Source organism: Acidovorax sp. 107, from assembly GCF_003058055.1.
Lineage (GTDB): Bacteria > Pseudomonadota > Gammaproteobacteria > Burkholderiales > Burkholderiaceae_C > Acidovorax.
In genome coordinates, this window is record NZ_QBTZ01000001.1 from 2,503,676 (window position 1) to 2,519,072 (window position 15,397).

Annotated in this window: 10 protein-coding genes and 1 riboswitch; of the genes, 6 read left to right on the forward strand and 4 right to left on the reverse strand. The window is 64.9% G+C overall.

Annotated features, from left to right (window positions below; all coding sequences use genetic code 11):
- Nucleotides 1-10: 10 nt before the first annotated feature.
- Nucleotides 11-2,782: a DUF349 domain-containing protein gene (locus C8C99_RS11725; protein ID WP_108625841.1), complete on the reverse strand. Its 2,772-nt coding sequence runs from the start codon at nucleotides 2,780-2,782 to the stop codon at nucleotides 11-13.
- A gap of 951 nt (nucleotides 2,783-3,733) precedes the next feature.
- Between C8C99_RS11725 and C8C99_RS11730 the strand changes: the two genes are divergently transcribed.
- The 4 genes from C8C99_RS11730 (at nucleotide 3,734) to C8C99_RS11745 (ending at nucleotide 7,744) form a co-directional block, all read left to right on the forward strand.
- A complete protein-coding gene (locus C8C99_RS11730; RefSeq protein ID WP_108625842.1) occupies nucleotides 3,734-4,579 on the forward strand; it encodes a lytic transglycosylase domain-containing protein in 846 nt (281 codons plus the stop codon).
- 83 nt (nucleotides 4,580-4,662) lie between these two features.
- Nucleotides 4,663-4,816, forward strand: a riboswitch (ZMP/ZTP riboswitch).
- Nucleotides 4,817-4,851: 35 nt separating this feature from the next.
- Entirely contained in the window at nucleotides 4,852-6,096 is a 1,245-nt protein-coding gene (gene glyA, locus C8C99_RS11735; protein ID WP_056637808.1) for a serine hydroxymethyltransferase, read from the forward strand.
- A 21-nt stretch (nucleotides 6,097-6,117) separates the two neighbouring features.
- Nucleotides 6,118-6,567 carry a transcriptional regulator NrdR gene (nrdR, locus tag C8C99_RS11740; RefSeq protein WP_015013541.1) on the forward strand — a complete coding sequence of 150 codons (450 nt, stop codon included), beginning with the start codon at nucleotides 6,118-6,120 and terminating at the stop codon, nucleotides 6,565-6,567.
- A 274-nt stretch (nucleotides 6,568-6,841) separates the two neighbouring features.
- Nucleotides 6,842-7,744: a DMT family transporter gene (locus C8C99_RS11745; RefSeq protein ID WP_108625843.1), complete on the forward strand. Its 903-nt coding sequence runs from the start codon at nucleotides 6,842-6,844 to the stop codon at nucleotides 7,742-7,744.
- A gap of 33 nt (nucleotides 7,745-7,777) precedes the next feature.
- Here the strand turns inward: C8C99_RS11745 and C8C99_RS11750 are convergent, their stop codons facing one another.
- Together C8C99_RS11750 and aroC are read right to left on the reverse strand one after the other, a co-directional pair.
- Nucleotides 7,778-9,583, reverse strand: coding sequence for a bifunctional UDP-sugar hydrolase/5'-nucleotidase (locus C8C99_RS11750; protein ID WP_108625844.1), 1,806 nt, complete (start codon nucleotides 9,581-9,583; stop codon nucleotides 7,778-7,780).
- Between the two features lie 36 nt (nucleotides 9,584-9,619).
- Nucleotides 9,620-10,717, reverse strand: a complete 1,098-nt coding sequence (aroC, locus tag C8C99_RS11755) for a chorismate synthase (protein ID WP_108625845.1) — start codon at nucleotides 10,715-10,717, stop codon at nucleotides 9,620-9,622.
- A 117-nt stretch (nucleotides 10,718-10,834) separates the two neighbouring features.
- On the opposite strand from aroC, the gene C8C99_RS11760 reads away from it, so the two are divergent.
- Nucleotides 10,835-12,406 (forward strand): caspase family protein, encoded by a 1,572-nt coding sequence (locus C8C99_RS11760; protein ID WP_108625846.1) that lies wholly within the window; start codon nucleotides 10,835-10,837, stop codon nucleotides 12,404-12,406.
- A gap of 288 nt (nucleotides 12,407-12,694) precedes the next feature.
- Nucleotides 12,695-14,866: an EAL domain-containing protein gene (locus C8C99_RS11765; RefSeq protein ID WP_233247210.1), complete on the forward strand. Its 2,172-nt coding sequence runs from the start codon at nucleotides 12,695-12,697 to the stop codon at nucleotides 14,864-14,866.
- Between the two features lie 64 nt (nucleotides 14,867-14,930).
- On the opposite strand, the gene C8C99_RS11770 is transcribed toward C8C99_RS11765, so the two are convergent.
- Nucleotides 14,931-15,380 (reverse strand): CBS domain-containing protein, encoded by a 450-nt coding sequence (locus C8C99_RS11770; protein WP_056637791.1) that lies wholly within the window; start codon nucleotides 15,378-15,380, stop codon nucleotides 14,931-14,933.
- Between the last annotated feature and the right edge of the window lie 17 nt (nucleotides 15,381-15,397).

Below are 15,397 nucleotides of genomic sequence, written 5' to 3' on the forward strand. Positions count from 1 at the left end.
TACCCTTCGGTTACTTACGCAGCAGCGTCTTCAGCACATTCTGCAAACGGCGCGCGTTCGCAGCATCGTTGGTGCTCGCCAGCACGCGCGCCACATCCTGACCCCAGGTCTGGGCAGGTGCTGGGTCATTGCGACGCGTGAGCAACTGCAGCTGCAGCATGCGCCGCGCGGAGATGTGCTCCGCAGGCGTTGGAGCCTCAGCCGCCATTTCGAGGCGCAGCAGCGCTTCTGCGGCATCCCCCTTGGGCGCAGCCGACAGCGCTTGTGTCCAGGCGCTGCGCACCGATGGCGTGACGCCCGAGCCCAGGTCCTGCGTACCAGGCACCAGCGCTGCATCGCGCTTCTCCCACGCCGTCAACAACTGGGTCAGGGCTTCACCATGGGCCTGTGCGGCCAGCTTCTTCAGTGCCAGCTGCGCGTGCTCCATGGCCTCGCGCTGAGCGCGGAACGCCGTGTCGCCCAGACGAGGGCCACGGTCCTCGAACGCCGGGCGATCACCAAAACGGCCACCTCGGTCGGCGCGATCACCCATGCGACTCTCCGCGCGGGGGCCACGGGCACCGTCGCGGTCGCCAGGACGACCATCGCGGCGGTCGCCAGGTCGCGCACCACGGCCAGGGGCCACCGGAGCGTCTTTCTTCATGCCAGGGCGGTCGTCCCCACGCACAGCGACAACAGGTCGCGCGACAGGCTTGGGGACCGCAGGTGCTGGCGCAGGCGCAGGGGCAGCAACGTCGCCCCCTTCCGCCGCATCTGCAGCCCCATCAGCCCCGCTTTCGGTAGCGGCCGGAGCAGCATTCGCCTGCGCTTCTGCGTGTGACTGGGCATCTTTGTTGGCCGTGGCAACGGCTTCCGCCGCCTGGGCCTGACCGCGCAATGCGGCTTCCAGCGCCTGCATGGCGGCACGGATCTGCTGCGCATCACCAGTGGCGTTGGCAGCCTCCAGGGCCTTGGAGGCGTCCAGAACCACGCGGTCCCGCGCACTCAGCTCGGTGACAGCGCGATCACGATCCGCCGACTTGCGGTTGAACGCCTCGTCAATGGGCTTACGGAAAGCGTCCCACAGCTTTTGCTCGTGCTTGCGGTCCAGCGGCACCGTCTGCGCCTCAGCCTGCCAGCGCTGCTGCAGCGCCTTGACGGCATCGATGCGCAGCGACGGCGCAGCGCCCAGTGCGGTGGCCTCGTCGATCATCGCGTGGCGACGCGCCAGGCTTTCCTTTTGCGCTGCCTCCAGTGGCGCTGCGGCCAGGGCAATGGCCTGCTTCCACAAAGGCTGCAGTTCGGCAAAGATTTTTTCACCCACATGGCCGCCCTCGCGCCAGCGGTCGCCAAACTGGTACAGCGCGCGGTTGATGGCCTTCCAGTCGCCAGATGCAGCGTGCTCTTGCGCCCAGGCCTTGACCTCTTCGATCAACGCCAGGCGCTGGGCCTTGTGCTCGGCCGCTTCAGCGCGGATCTTGTCCAGCCAGGTCTCGACCACCTTGTGCGCAGCGTTGCAGGCTTCGTCAAATTTCTTCCACAGTGCATGGTTGGGCGCGCCCCCCTGGTCCGCCTGCTTCCACTGATCTCGCAGATTGCGCAAGGTCTCCTGCATCTTGCGGCCACCCAGGGCCTGGCCCTCGGGGCGGTTGAGCAGCGCTTCGGCCTTGGCCACTAGGTCTTCACGCACCTGGTCGGCACTCCAGCGTTGCCAGCCTTCCAGCTCACCGGCAGCCACCAGCGCCGTGTGCACCTGCTGCTCCAGGGCATTGTCAATGTGTTTGCCATGCGCCTTGAGCACGGCGCGCAGCGCAGCCGCTGCGCCAGCGCTGGCCTTGCCGTGGCCTTCGGCGGTTTCTTTTTCAAGGGTTGCCAACGCATCACGCACCAGTTGGTGGGCCTTTTCGATCACCTCTGGCGACACCTTGGGCTTGGCAACACGCGCTGGCTTGCTGGCGGCGGCAGACGCCGCAGCAGCGGCCGCAGCCTCCGTGGGCAGTCCACGTGCGGCGCGCAATTCGTCTGCCCACACCGGCACGGGTGGCAGCGGCGCATGGGCGTCCTCGGCGGCGGCGACGGCCTGTGCGAGCGCGGGCTGAAAAGCCTCCCACACCACCAAAAGCTGCGTACGCGAAGCATCCAGCAGCGGCGGGAAACGCGCCTCCACACTCGCCCAGCTCGCGTCACCTGTCAGCTCCTGGGCCTGCTCCTGCCAACGTGCCACATCAGCACGCAGCAGCTCCAGCGCGGCCTGCGCATCGCGCCAGGGCTTGGTGGAAAGCACCTCGATGCGCTGAGCCAGCAGCACGGCGGCCTCGCGCTGCACCTGAACGCGGTGTTGCAGGTCTTCGATCACCTTGACCCGGTCCGCGACCTGCACCTTGAGCAGTGACAGCGGCTCGCGCGACAGCGGCGCACCGGCCTTCGCGGCATCACGCTGCCAGGCCAGGGCATCTGCAATATTGAGCTTGGGGGCCGCTAGCAGGGCCTGGGCCTTGTCCGCCCATTCCGCGGCAATGGCTTCCTGCCCCTTGGCACGGCGGATTTCGTCCAGGCGCTCGCGCACGGCGCGGGCTGCGCCCTTGTCGCGTCCGCTCAGCTCCTTGAACACCTCCTGCAATTGCTCGGGGGCTGGCTGCGTGGCCAGCCAGTCGCGGATGCGAGAGGCACGCTCACCCGACGTGGCGGCAGAAAAAGCGCCGCCGGTCAGCGCATCGAGCGGGTGCGGCTCGTGGGTTTTGGCCGGGGCCGGATTCACTTCAGGTGCGTCGGACATTTTGCTGCGGGAAAAAAATGGAAACATGGATCCAATGGATAACGAAGGCGTACCAAGCGCAGGGCCTGGGGCCATGCCCGAGCGACCGCACCATGCGCACGCGAGGGCAACAAGGGAGCTATTTTCACCGGATTGGGCCATCAGGCTGCCACAGGGTGCTGCATCAACACCCACAGGTGATCTGGCACAAGGCCCTGCGAGGCAGACGGCCCCGGAAATCAACCTTTGCCAGGGCGCGCCCGACACTCCGGGCGATGGGTCGCCGCTCTAGGGAACAGCCCCCATTATCTATATATAAGACCGTGCCGCCCACCCGCCCCCCGGGCGGCACCAATAAGAAAGCCCGACGAGCAGTGCCTGAAGGGCCTGCCCGCCGGGCTTGACGGCTGACACAACGGTCTTTGCCATCGGTCGCAACGCGGAGATAAAGGTCCGCACGGCGAGGAGGCAAGGTATTGCCTCCAGGGGTTGCCATGGAAGCGGCATCTGCTGCACCTTGGCACTGAATGCCCTCGGAGGGAGACTTCGCTTCGTCTGGCGATGCCTGAAATCTACAGGCGCCTCCACCTTATCAAACTCGCCTCGCCAACTCAAATCGGATTCTCAATGGCAGCAGAACGCCCGATTGAATTTGACATCTTGATGTCCGCCACCCGTCGGTCGTCCACAGCGCAAAACCATACCTTCAGACCCAAAAACTGTGATTTTTTACATATTTTTCATAATTTTTATGTCTAAAAAAATCACTTGTTAGTATTGACTGTGCATTTAGTGAGCTTCTAGAATCCGCCAGCCCCAAAAACAGGGCTAGTACAAACCCCAATCGCTGCCGAACCCGGCTAAGTCAATCCAGGGCGCCAAGCACTCCACAGACGTGCAGCCCGGGCTTGATGGCGTACCAATCCAGGCGATCTGCCAGCAAAGCCCAGTCCACCGCGACTGCACCGCTTGACTGGCCCGCCTCAGAAAGGAAGAGCTATGACAGCGTCAGGAAAAATAGTCTCCGGCGTGCGAACTTTCGCGGCCGACGTGACCGAAGGTTTTCTTGAAATCACCCACAACAGCTTTGCCCTCATCGGCTTGGCCGTTGCCTTTGTCGTGATTGCGCTCACGGCACGGCCCGATCTGCGCCAAGCTGGCGAAGAGCAACTGATGAACTGGCTGCAAGCCCGCCAAGTGGAAATGCTGGGCATGCCCATCGAACCCGAAGCCAGCGAGCGCGCGACGGCTGTGAACCCCAAAGACCTGCCCAAGGAGCAGGCTGCCGTGGCCTTCTGGCTCAGCAAGAAATACCGCGTGGCTCCCGAGCCCCTGAGCGCTCTGGTGGCCGAGGCCTATGAGATTGGCACCCGGGCCAAGATCGACCCCACCCTGATCCTGGCCATCATGGCCATCGAATCCAGCTTCAACCCGTTTGCAGAAAGCGCAGTGGGCGCCCAAGGGCTGATGCAGGTGATGACCCGCGTGCACACCGACAAGTACCAGAACTTTGGCGGCCACTTTGCCGCCTTCGACCCGGTCAGCAACCTGCGGGTCGGTGTGAAAGTGCTGCAGGAATGCATCGCCCGTGCCGGCTCGCTGGAAGGTGGCCTGCGCTTTTATGTGGGCGCTGGCAACATGGCCGACGATGGCGGTTACGCCGCCAAGGTGATGGCGGAGCATTTCCGCCTGCGCCAGGTGGCGGGTGGCCGCGCAGTGCCCTTCAATCCTCCGCCCTCTTTGTCTACCCAAGCTCCGGTGCAAAGCATCCCTGCAGTGGCGCCCCGCACCACGCCTTCCGTGGGAACCAGCGACAAGGTCGCACTGTTGACGCCTGGCCTCTGAAAGGCAGGCAATCCGGCCCCCAGGCAAGGGCCATTGCGCCAAGCGGTTGGGATGCGCGCCATCGGTGCCGTGTCGGCTACACTACCGGGGTACGTGACTGGCGATAGGCGCTGCATTCAGCCACTGAATGCAGCCGCTGACGTGGAAACCAGCAAGAACCTACTTCTTGTGAACCACTGGGAAGCGTGCCGCAGGGGGCCTGCCCTATGCGTTCAGCCGTTCGCCTGGGCAGCCCTTGTTTCAAGGGACACAAGTTCATAGGACTGCCAATCATGTACGACCGCAAAATTCTTGTCGAACAAACCGACCCCGAACTGTTTGCCGCCATCCAGGCCGAGAACGCCCGCCAAGAGCACCACATCGAGCTGATCGCCAGCGAAAACTACGCCTCTCCCGCCGTGATGTGGGCGCAAGGCACCCAGCTGACCAACAAGTACGCCGAAGGCTACCCCGGCAAGCGCTATTACGGTGGTTGCGAGCATGTGGACGTGGCCGAGCAACTGGCCATCGACCGCGTCAAGCAGATCTTCGGCGCAGAAGCCGCCAACGTGCAGCCGCACTGCGGCGCATCCGCCAACGAAGCCGTGTTCCTGGCCTTCCTCAAGCCCGGCGACACGATCATGGGCATGAGCCTGGCCGAAGGTGGCCACCTGACGCACGGCATGCCGCTGAACATGTCGGGCAAGTGGTTCAACGTGGTGTCCTACGGCCTCGATGCCAACGAAGCCATCGACTACGAAGCGATGGAAAAGAAGGCCCACGAAACCAAGCCCAAGCTCATCATCGCCGGTGCCTCGGCCTACAGCCTGCACATCGACTTCGCACGCTTTGCCAAGGTGGCCAAGGACGTGGGCGCGATCTTCATGGTGGACATGGCCCACTACGCCGGCCTGATCGCCGCCGGTGTGTACCCCAACCCCGTGCCCCACGCCGACGTGGTCACCTCCACCACGCACAAGAGCCTGCGCGGCCCGCGCGGCGGCATCATCCTGATGAAGGCACAGCACGAGAAGGCCATCAACAGTGCCATCTTCCCTGGTCTGCAGGGCGGCCCGCTGATGCACGTGATCGCCGCCAAGGCCGTGGCCTTCAAGGAAGCACTGCAGCCCGAGTTCAAGACCTACCAGGAACAGGTGGCCAAGAACGCCAAGGTGGTGGCCGAGACGCTGACTGCACGCGGCCTGCGCATCGTGAGCGGTGGCACCCAAAGCCACGTGATGCTGGTGGACCTGCGCGCCAAGGGCATCACCGGCAAGGAAGCCGAGGCCGTGCTGGGCGCCGCCCACATGACCATCAACAAGAACGCGATCCCCAACGACCCTGAAAAGCCGATGGTGACCAGCGGCGTGCGCATTGGCACCCCCGCCATGACCACGCGTGGCTTCAAGGAAGAAGAAGCCCGCATCACGGCCAACCTGATCGCCGACGTGCTGGACAACCCCCGCGACGAGGCCAACATCGCCGCCGTGCGTGCCAAGGTCAACGCCCTGACCGCACGTTTCCCGGTCTACCGTTAAGCAAGCCGGTTCTCTGCGCCCATGAAGTGCCCCTTCTGCAGCCACCTCGAAACGCAAGTCGTTGAAACGCGGGTGTCTGAGGATGGGGTCTTCATCCGCCGCCGCCGCCAGTGCGGCGCGTGCGACAAGCGCTTCACCACCTACGAGCGGCCGGAAGTGAACTTTCCGGCCATCGTCAAGAAGGACGGCCGGCGCATTGAATACGACCGCAGCAAGCTGCTGGGCTCGTTCAACCTGGCATTGCGCAAGCGGCCCGTGAGCACCGACCAGATCGACAGCGCCATTGAGCGCATCGAAGAGAAACTGCTCAACCTGGGGCAGCGTGAAGTGATCTCCAGCCGCATCGGCGAGCTGGTGATGCGCGAGCTCAAGAAGCTCGACAAGGTGGCCTACATCCGCTTTGCCAGCGTGTACCGCAGCTTCGAAGACATCGACGACTTCCGTGCCATGGTTGATGAAGTGCGCAAGTAGCGCACGCACGCTGGGCCAGCCCTTGCGGTAACGCCTGCCGTTTCCTGTCCTGAGCCCCACGCGGCTACTTGGTCTGCTCGATGCAGCCCTGTAGCTACCGGCGAATTTTGCAAATTCCCGGCTTCGGCCTTGGCCCTAGAGCATGTCGCACAAGCTACTTTGCGGCTGCTATTAATTTCATAGCTACCACGATATGATGCACTAGCGCTTCAGGCAGTTTTTGCATCAAAACGGCTCTACCACACGCCTGCAAGCACCACGAAGGTGCCTGACAATGCGCGCGGTGAAAACCCGTCATTTCCTGCAGCTGGTGCTGCTGTCTGCCCTGTGGGGCGCTTCCTTTCTTTTCATTCGCGTCGCCAGTCCGGTGCTGGGCCCCAATGTGATGGCCGCGCTGCGCATTGGCCTGGCCACGCTCACGCTGATGGGCATCATGCGCTGGGCGGGTGAGCCCTGGCCCTGGCGCCACTGGCGAGAGCTGCTGGGGCTGGGCACGCTGACGGTGGCAGCGCCTTTTCTGCTGTACGCCTGGGCGGCCCTGCACCTCCCAGCGGGCTACAGCTCGCTGCTCAACACCATGGCCGTGCCGTTTGGGGTGATCGCTGCCGCATGGATGAAGGAGGACACGCTGAGCGCACGCAAATGGGCCGGCTGCCTCTGCGGCTTTGCTGGGGTGGCGCTGATCGTGCAGTTGGGTCCCGTCGAGCCCAACTCGGCCGTACTGCTCGCGGCAGGCGCGTGCGTGACCGCTGCGGCGTGCTACGGCCTGTCTCTTACCTGGATGAAGCGTGCGACGAAACGCATGTCGCCGTTGTCCATCGCAGCAGGCATCCACGCTGCGGCCCTGGTGCTGCTGCTACCTGGGGCGGCGTGGACCTTGCCCACCGCGCGCTTCACTCCAGAAGCGCTGACCGCCGTGGCCGTGATGGGCGTCGTGACCTCGGGGCTGGCGTATTGGCTCAACCTGCGGGTTCTCAAGCATGTCTCACCCGTAGCCGCCATGAGCTCCGCTTTCATGATCCCGCTGTTTGGTGTGGCCTGGGGCCATGTCTTTCTGGGTGAGGCCCTGGGGCCGGGCATGCTCTGGGGCGGCGCGCTGGTGCTGATGGCAACCGGGCTGGTCACCGGCTTCAACCCGCTGCAATGGCTGGGTGCGTTGCGCCGCACAGCCGACTAGCCTCTCCGAGCGAGGGCGCCCGGTTGGCGCGCCTCAGCGCGAGGCAGGCGCAACGCGGGTAATGCGGTTGGTAGCGGGCGGTGCCACTGGGCTCTGCAGCCGGAAGTACGCCTCCAGCGCATCCAGGTCCAGCTCGCCCACGCGCCGGTCCTGGCCTTGCGTCAGCACCGTGAAGTTGTCACCACCGCTGTCCAGAAAGCTGCTCATCACCACGCGCACTGGTTGCGCGTCGGGCAATGGCGCACCGTTCAGCACCATGTGGCTGATGCGCGCCCCGGCGGGCTGGCTCAGGTCGTACCGGTAGCTGAAGCCGCTAGACACCGACAGCACCCGGGGCCGCTGCACCGTGTTGCCGCCGCTGGCGAACTGCTGCTCCAGCACGGCGCGGATCTGCGCGCCCGTGAAGGTCTTGATCACCAGCTGGTTGCCGAAGGGCTGCACCGCATACAGCTGGCCGTAACGCACCAGCCCTTGTTCATCCGGCACCAGGTCCGCACGCAGGCCGCCAGGGTTCATGAACGACAACTGCGCGCCACCGTCTTCGGGCGCCCGCGTGGCCAACAGTTGGGCGTCTGCCACCAAATTGCCCAACACGCTCTCCAGCGCCGTGTTGGGGTGACGGCGCATAGCCCCCTGGGCTTGGCCAACCGGGCGCTGGGCCAGCGGAATGGCGGCGGCGCGGTAGGTGTCGATGATCTTCTGCACGCCAGGGTCCGCAGGGAACGTCGGCACGGCAGTGGTCAGCTGCACCAGTCCCTGGGCGCCCGTGAAGGCCTCGCCCTGCACCACTACATTGCGCGCCGTCTTACTCACCACGCGGCGGGTCTGGGTGTCTACGCGCAGCTGGATGTCGGTGAGCAGCGTGCCGTACTGGCCCGCGCTGGTCAGCAGAAAGGGCTTGGCCGGGTTCACACGGCTGTAGTCGCACACATAGGCCTGGTGCGTGTGGCCCGAGACCACCACATCGACGGCCGGGTCCAGCCGCTCCAGGATGGGCACGATATCGCCCGACAGGCCCGCGCAGCTGGTCTCCTGCACGCCCGCTGTGGTGCCACCACCTTCATGGATGGCCACCACGATCACATCGGCGCCGTGGGCCTTGAGCTGCGGAATCAGCGCATTGGCCGTGGCCGCTTCGTCCTCAAACCGCAGCCCGGCCACGCCCGACGGGCTGACCATGGTGGGTGTGGCCTGCAGCGTGAGGCCGATGAACCCCATGGTGATGGTGACACCGTCTTCGGTGAACCGCTTGAGCCCCGTGGCGGGCAGCAGGGTGCGGCCGTCCTTGCGCACCGTGTTGGCGGCCAGCAGGCCAAATCGGGCGCCCTCAAAAGGCTTGCTGATGCGGCAGGGCTCGCGCGAGGTGAATTTCTCGCAGCCGCCGTTCTGCAGCCGCAACAGTTCGCGCCAGCCCCGGTCGAACTCGTGGTTGCCGACCGCATTGAAGTCGATCTGCATGCGATTGACCGCTTCGATCGTGGGCTCGTCTAGGAACAGCGACGACACCAGCGGCGAGGCACCCACCATATCGCCCGCTGACACCACCGCATGGTGCGGCGACTGGGCCTTGAGGGCTGCCATGGCGCTGGCGAAGTAAGCCATGCCCCCGGCAGGTGCCAGCACGGGGCCTGTGGGCCCTTGCACCCGGTGCGCCATGTGGGGTGGCTCCAGGTTGCCATGCAGGTCGTTGAAGCCGATGAGGGTGATGTCGATGTGGGCCGGCGCGCTGCCCGCTGCAGGGGCGGTGGGCGCCATGCTGCTGCAGCCAGCCAGCCACAGCGGCACCGCCAAGGCGGCCAACGCCCGGCGACGGAAGGCCCGGAACAAGCGGTTGCTCATACAGAGGGACCGCCCCTGGGACGGTGGGAGTTGGTGTTACAGAAACGAGGCCTGGATCGGCGGCACGGGCGGCACCACATCGCCGCACTGGGCACGGTGGCGCAGCGCGTGCTCCATCACCACCAGCGCCAGCAGCGCTTCGGCAATCGGCGCGGCGCGGATGCCCACGCAAGGGTCGTGGCGGCCCTTGGTGATCACCTCGGTGTTCTTGCCGTGGATGTCGATGGACTCGCGCGGGCTGATAATGGAACTGGTGGGCTTGATGGCGATGCTCACCTCCAGATCCTGCCCGGTGCTGATGCCGCCCAGCACGCCGCCGGCGTTGTTGGTGCGGAAGCCCTGGGGCGTCATCGAGTCACCGTGCATGGTGCCCCGGTGGGCCACGCTGGCAAAGCCCGCGCCAATCTCCACGCCCTTCACGGCATTCAAACCCATCATGGCGTGGGCAATGTCGGCGTCGAGCTTGTCATACAGCGGCTCGCCCAGGCCCACCGGCACGCCCGTGGCCTGCACCCGGATTCGGGCGCCGCAGGAGTCACCGGCCTTGCGCAGGGCGTCCATGTAGTCCTCGTACTGCTGCACTTCGGCCACGGGGGCGAAGAAGGGGTTGCTCTGTACATGGTCCCAGCTCTCGAACGGGATGGGCAGTTCGCCCAGCTGGGTCATGCAGGCGCGGAACTGCACGCCATACTGCTGCGCCAGCCACTTCTTGGCCACGGCGCCTGCGGCCACCGTGGGCGCCGTCAGGCGCGCGGAAGACCGGCCGCCGCCGCGCGGGTCGCGGATGCCGTATTTGTGCCAGTAGGTGTAGTCGGCATGGCCGGGGCGGAAGCTCTCGGCGATGTTGCTGTAGTCCTTGCTGCGCTGGTCGGTGTTGCGGATCAGCAGGGCAATGGGGGTGCCAGTGGTCTTGCCCTCGTACACCCCGGAGAGGATCTCCACCGCATCGGGCTCGTTGCGCTGCGTGACGTGGCGGCTGGTGCCAGGGCGGCGCCGGTCCAGGTCGGCCTGGATGTCGGCTTCAGCGAGAGGCATGCCGGGCGGGCAGCCGTCGATCACGCAGCCAATGGCCGGGCCGTGGGATTCACCGAAGTTGGTGACAGCGAATAGGGTACCGATGGTGTTGCCGCTCATGGGGCGGGATTATTCCAGACGCGCAGCATCCAGGATGCATCGGCCGCGCCTTTCTCCAATTGGCGAACGCCCGCACGAACGATATAGTGAATCCGATAGCAAGATGGGAGGCCACCCTTGATCCAAGCTTTCGCAGCATCGCTGCACGCAAAACGGCTTCTGGCCCGCGCGCTGGTGGCCTTGGGTGCGCTGGCGGCCTCCGCACACGCCAACGCCCCTCTGGACATACGCATTGCCCTGGTGATAGGCAACTCAGCGTATTCCGGGTCCGCAGCCCTCGCCAATCCCGCCAACGATGCAAAGGCGATGTCGGAGCAACTGCGTACACTGGGTTTCCAGGTGCTGGAATTGCGTGATGGATCGCGCAGCCAAATGACCGAGGCCATTGACGATGTGCGCAAGCGCCTCCAGGGCAAGGGCGGCGTGGGCATGCTGTATTACGCGGGCCACGGAGTCCAGATTGACTGGCGCAACTACATGGTGCCCGTCGACGCACGTCCCAGAAGCCAGACCGAGGTCGTGGCTCAGGCGGTCGATGTGGACTCGGTGATCAACGCTTTCAAGCAAGCCGGCAATCGCGTCAATATCCTGGTCCTCGATGCCTGCCGCAACAATCCCTTTGAGGGTACGGCGTCCGTCAAGGGGCTGGCGCAGCTCGATGCCGTGCCCGGCACTTTTCTCGCCTATGCCACCGCGCCCGGCAACATCGCCGAGGATGGGGAAGGCAGCAACGGTCTGTACACCACCTATCTGCTGCAAGAGCTGGCCAAGCCCACCGCGCGCATTGAGGACGTCTTCAAGCGCGTGCGACTGCAGGTACGGCAGAAGAGCCGGGGCAACCAGATCCCCTGGGAAAGCACCAGCCTGGAAGACGATTTTGTTTTCAACGACGGCCGGGGCTCGGGTACAGCGGTTGCCGCCGCCCCCACGCCCAAACCGCCGCTGCAAGAGCGCGACGAGATGTTTGTCCGCGAGAAAGCGCAATGGGACCGCATCAAGCACTCCCGCGATCCCGACGATTTTTACGCCTTTTTGCAGGCCTACCCCAACGGAATGGTCAGCGAAGCGGCCCAAAGCAGGCTGGACCAGATCTCCAAACCCCAGGTCACCCCAACCCCCATACAGGGGCGCCATTCCACGCAGCGCAACCCGAGGGTGGGCGACGAGATCGAGTACATCTACCGCGACTACCTCACGGGACTGGAAACACGTCGGGAGACGCTGCGCGTCACAGCCATCAAGGATGGCTTTGTCGAGATCAACAACGGCCAGCAAATTGTGACTCTGGCCGGCGGCACTGTGCGCAACGACATGGGCATTGAATTCGACCCACCCCTTCAAACCCTGCCCGCCGATGAGTTTCAGATCGGCAAGCGGTGGACCAGCCGTTCACAGCAAACAATGCCCAAATCACTCCCGACGCCGACCGGCGGCGTGGGATGGATAGAGCAGGAGATGAAGGTGACTGCGTACGAACAAATAACCGTACTCGCCGGCACCATGAACGCCTACCGCGTTGAAGCCAGCCTGCGCACGTACAGAGGGCTGTCGGGCAAGATCACCTATTGGGTGAACAACGGAGGACTCATCGTCAAATATGTCCGCCAAGCCAAAATCAGCTTCCCTAACGGAGTGACCAGGGACAGCAGTTGGACACGCGAAGTGGTGCGCATCCACAAGCCCCGGTGAGTCGGGTGCGCCCCCTCTGAAAACATACTTCCCACCGGGGCTCAGGAGTGCGACAACTTCTCTGTGCACCTTCAAACCGGCCGGAGGCCACGCGCCTTGCACACGCCCATCACGCCTGCGCCATGCCGCCCCCGTCAGCACAAAAACGCACAGGCTGGACACATCGTGCTTGGCAGGCCCATGTGCGCTTGCTAGCATCCACCATCGATTTCTGGGACATTCATGCCCGCCTTAGCGCCGCCCTCTCCGGGTCCAACACTGCCGCTCCGCACTTCTGCACCCGCACCCGTGGCTGACGCGCCGCTGCGACGGGCGCTGGACGCCAGTGACAACGCCATCGTATTGACCAACCATGCCAAACGCGTGGTGTATGTCAACCAAGGCTTTTCGCGGCTGTTTGGCCACCAGCCCGCAGAGGTACTGGGCAAGCTCCTGAGCGAGGTGCTGCTCGGTCCGCACTCGAGCCCCGATCTGCTGGAGAGCATCCGCTCCAACGTGCTGGCATACGGCCAGTTCCGTACCGACACGCTCCTGTACAGCAAGACAGGACAGCCGCGCTGGGTGTCGCTGGTGATCAACGCGTCCGATGAGGACACCGGGGGCCCGGGGGGCACCATCTCGATCCTGACAGACATCACGCTCACCAAGATGCACGAGGTGCTGCAGACGCGGGTGCTCGAAGGCATGGTCAATGAACTGCCCTTGCCCGACCTGATGGCGGTGGTGTGCCGCGAGGTCGAACGCATTGCCCCCGAGGTCACCGCCACCATCCTGGCGGTGGACGCCCAGGGCCGAGTGCATCCGCTGGCAGCGCCCAGCCTGCCAGCTGACATCAGTCGCGCGTTGGACGGACTGGCCATTGGCCCTACGGCAGGGTCATGTGGCACCGCAGCGTTCCGCAACGAGCCCGTGGTGGTCACCGACATGGCGACGGACCCGCTCTGGGCCGACTACTGGGAACTGTTTGCACCGAGCGGAATGCGCGCCTGCTGGTCCAGCCCGATCCGGGACCACCGGGGTCAGCCGATTGGCACCTTTGCGTTCTATTTCCGCGAGCCACGCGCACCCGATGCCTTGCACCGGCGCCTTGTCGATGTGTGCCTGCACTTGTGCGCCTTGGCCATCGAGCGCGACAACACGCACCAGCGCATCCACCAGTTGGCGTTTTTTGACGTGCTCACGGGCTTGCCCAACCGCGCCCTCTTTCGCACCAGCGCAGAGCGCACCTTGACCGACCTGCGCCGGGGCAACCACACAGGCGCCCTGCTGTTCCTGAACCTCGACCGGTTCAAGCAGGTCAACGACACCCAAGGGCACGCAGCCGGCGATGCGCTGCTGAGCGCAGTGGCCCAGCGCCTGACGCAGGGTCTGCGTGCCCGTGACCTGATCGCCCGCCTGTCGGGCGACGAATTTGTGTTGCTCCTGTCCGAGTGCACCACCGAACAGGCGGTGCAAAGCGCCCACCGCGTACTGCACGATATTGCCCAGCCGCTGGACATCCTGGGGCAGACCCATGTGCCCCACGCGAGCCTCGGCATTGCGATGTTTCCGAACGATGGCGACACCATCGACACCCTGCTGCGCCATGCCGACCAGGCCATGCACCAGGCCAAGAGCGACCACAGACACAGCCTGCAGCTGTTCAGCGCCGAGATGAATCGGCACGCCCAGGAGCGCGCCTCGCTGGAACGCGCGCTGCAGCACGCGCTGGCCGAGCGCAGCCTGACGCTGCACTACCAGCCGCAGGTACTCAGCAGCTCACCCGGCACCTTGCACGGTGTGGAGGCGCTGGCGCGCTGGAATCACCCCGAGTGGGGCATGGTGCCGCCGTCGCAGTTCATCCCCGTCGCCGAAGACGCCGGGCTGATCCATGAGCTGACCCTGTGGCTGCTGGACGAAGCCTGCAGGCAGCTGGCGGCCTGGCGCGCTGCAGGCCAAGACGTGCCCTGTGTGGCCGTCAACCTGTCGGGCCGCAGCTTTCACCGGCCGGAGTTTGCGCAAGAGATCGGCGATGCGCTGCAACGCCATGGCTTGCGCACCAGCGACGTACTGCTGGAGATTACGGAGAGCGTGATGATGGATGCGCGGCCGGTCACGCTGCAGAACATCGAAGCGCTGCACCAGCAGGGCTTCAAGCTGTCGCTGGATGACTTTGGCACCGGCTACTCCAGCCTGAGCTATCTGCACCGCTTGCCCATCAGCGAGCTCAAGCTCGACATGGCCTTTGTGCAGGACCTCACCACCAGCGCCACGGCGCGCGCCCTCACAGTGTCGGTGCTGAGCATTGCCCACAGCCTGGGCATGGTGGTGGTGGCCGAGGGGGTGGAGACCACCGGCCAGCAGCAGTGGCTGCAGGCCCACGGCTGCCCGGTGATGCAGGGCTACCTGTTCGGCAAGCCGCTACCACCCGATGAGATTGAGGCCTGGCTATGCGCCCAGGCGCCGAGCCCTTACCGCTGACCCAGCTCCGGCCCCGGGTGGGTAGCACAAGCGCAGTGCGCGCCCGGTAAACGGTCTCAAGTGCTCAAGGGCGGGGTTCTTCTTCGGGCCAGTCGCGGATGTAGGCCTTGAGCATCTTGTTCTCGAAGTTCTGGCTGTCCACCACGGCCTTGGCCACGTCATAGAAGCTGATCACGCCCATGAGCATGCGGCGGTCCATTACGGGCATGTAGCGGGCGTGGCGGTCCAGCATCATGCGGCGCACTTCGTCCATGTCGGTTTCGAGCGTGCAGGTCAGGGGCGCATCGTCCATGGCCGTACGTACCAGCATCGTGCCCACGCTGCCGCCGTTCTTGACCAACGCCTGGATCACTTCGCGGAAGGTGAGCATGCCCACCAGATCACCGTGCTCCATCACCACCAGCGAGCCGATGTCGCGCTCGGCCATCAGGCTCACGGCACCCGCCAGCGGCTCGTCCGGCGATGCGGTGTAAAGGGTGTTGCCTTTGACGCGAAGGATGTCGCTGACTTTCATGGTGCGGAGTCTCCGGG

Coding starts and splice junctions, on each gene's coding strand:
- C8C99_RS11745 (WP_108625843.1), top strand. CDS start 6,842: ATGCGCGCGGTGAAAACCCGTCATTTCCTGCAGCTGGTGCTGCTGTCT.
- C8C99_RS11770 (WP_056637791.1), bottom strand. CDS start 15,380: ATGAAAGTCAGCGACATCCTTCGCGTCAAAGGCAACACCCTTTACACC.
- glyA (WP_056637808.1), top strand. CDS start 4,852: ATGTACGACCGCAAAATTCTTGTCGAACAAACCGACCCCGAACTGTTT.
- nrdR (WP_015013541.1), top strand. CDS start 6,118: ATGAAGTGCCCCTTCTGCAGCCACCTCGAAACGCAAGTCGTTGAAACG.
- C8C99_RS11750 (WP_108625844.1), bottom strand. CDS start 9,583: ATGAGCAACCGCTTGTTCCGGGCCTTCCGTCGCCGGGCGTTGGCCGCC.
- C8C99_RS11725 (WP_108625841.1), bottom strand. CDS start 2,782: ATGTTTCCATTTTTTTCCCGCAGCAAAATGTCCGACGCACCTGAAGTG.
- aroC (WP_108625845.1), bottom strand. CDS start 10,717: ATGAGCGGCAACACCATCGGTACCCTATTCGCTGTCACCAACTTCGGT.
- C8C99_RS11730 (WP_108625842.1), top strand. CDS start 3,734: ATGACAGCGTCAGGAAAAATAGTCTCCGGCGTGCGAACTTTCGCGGCC.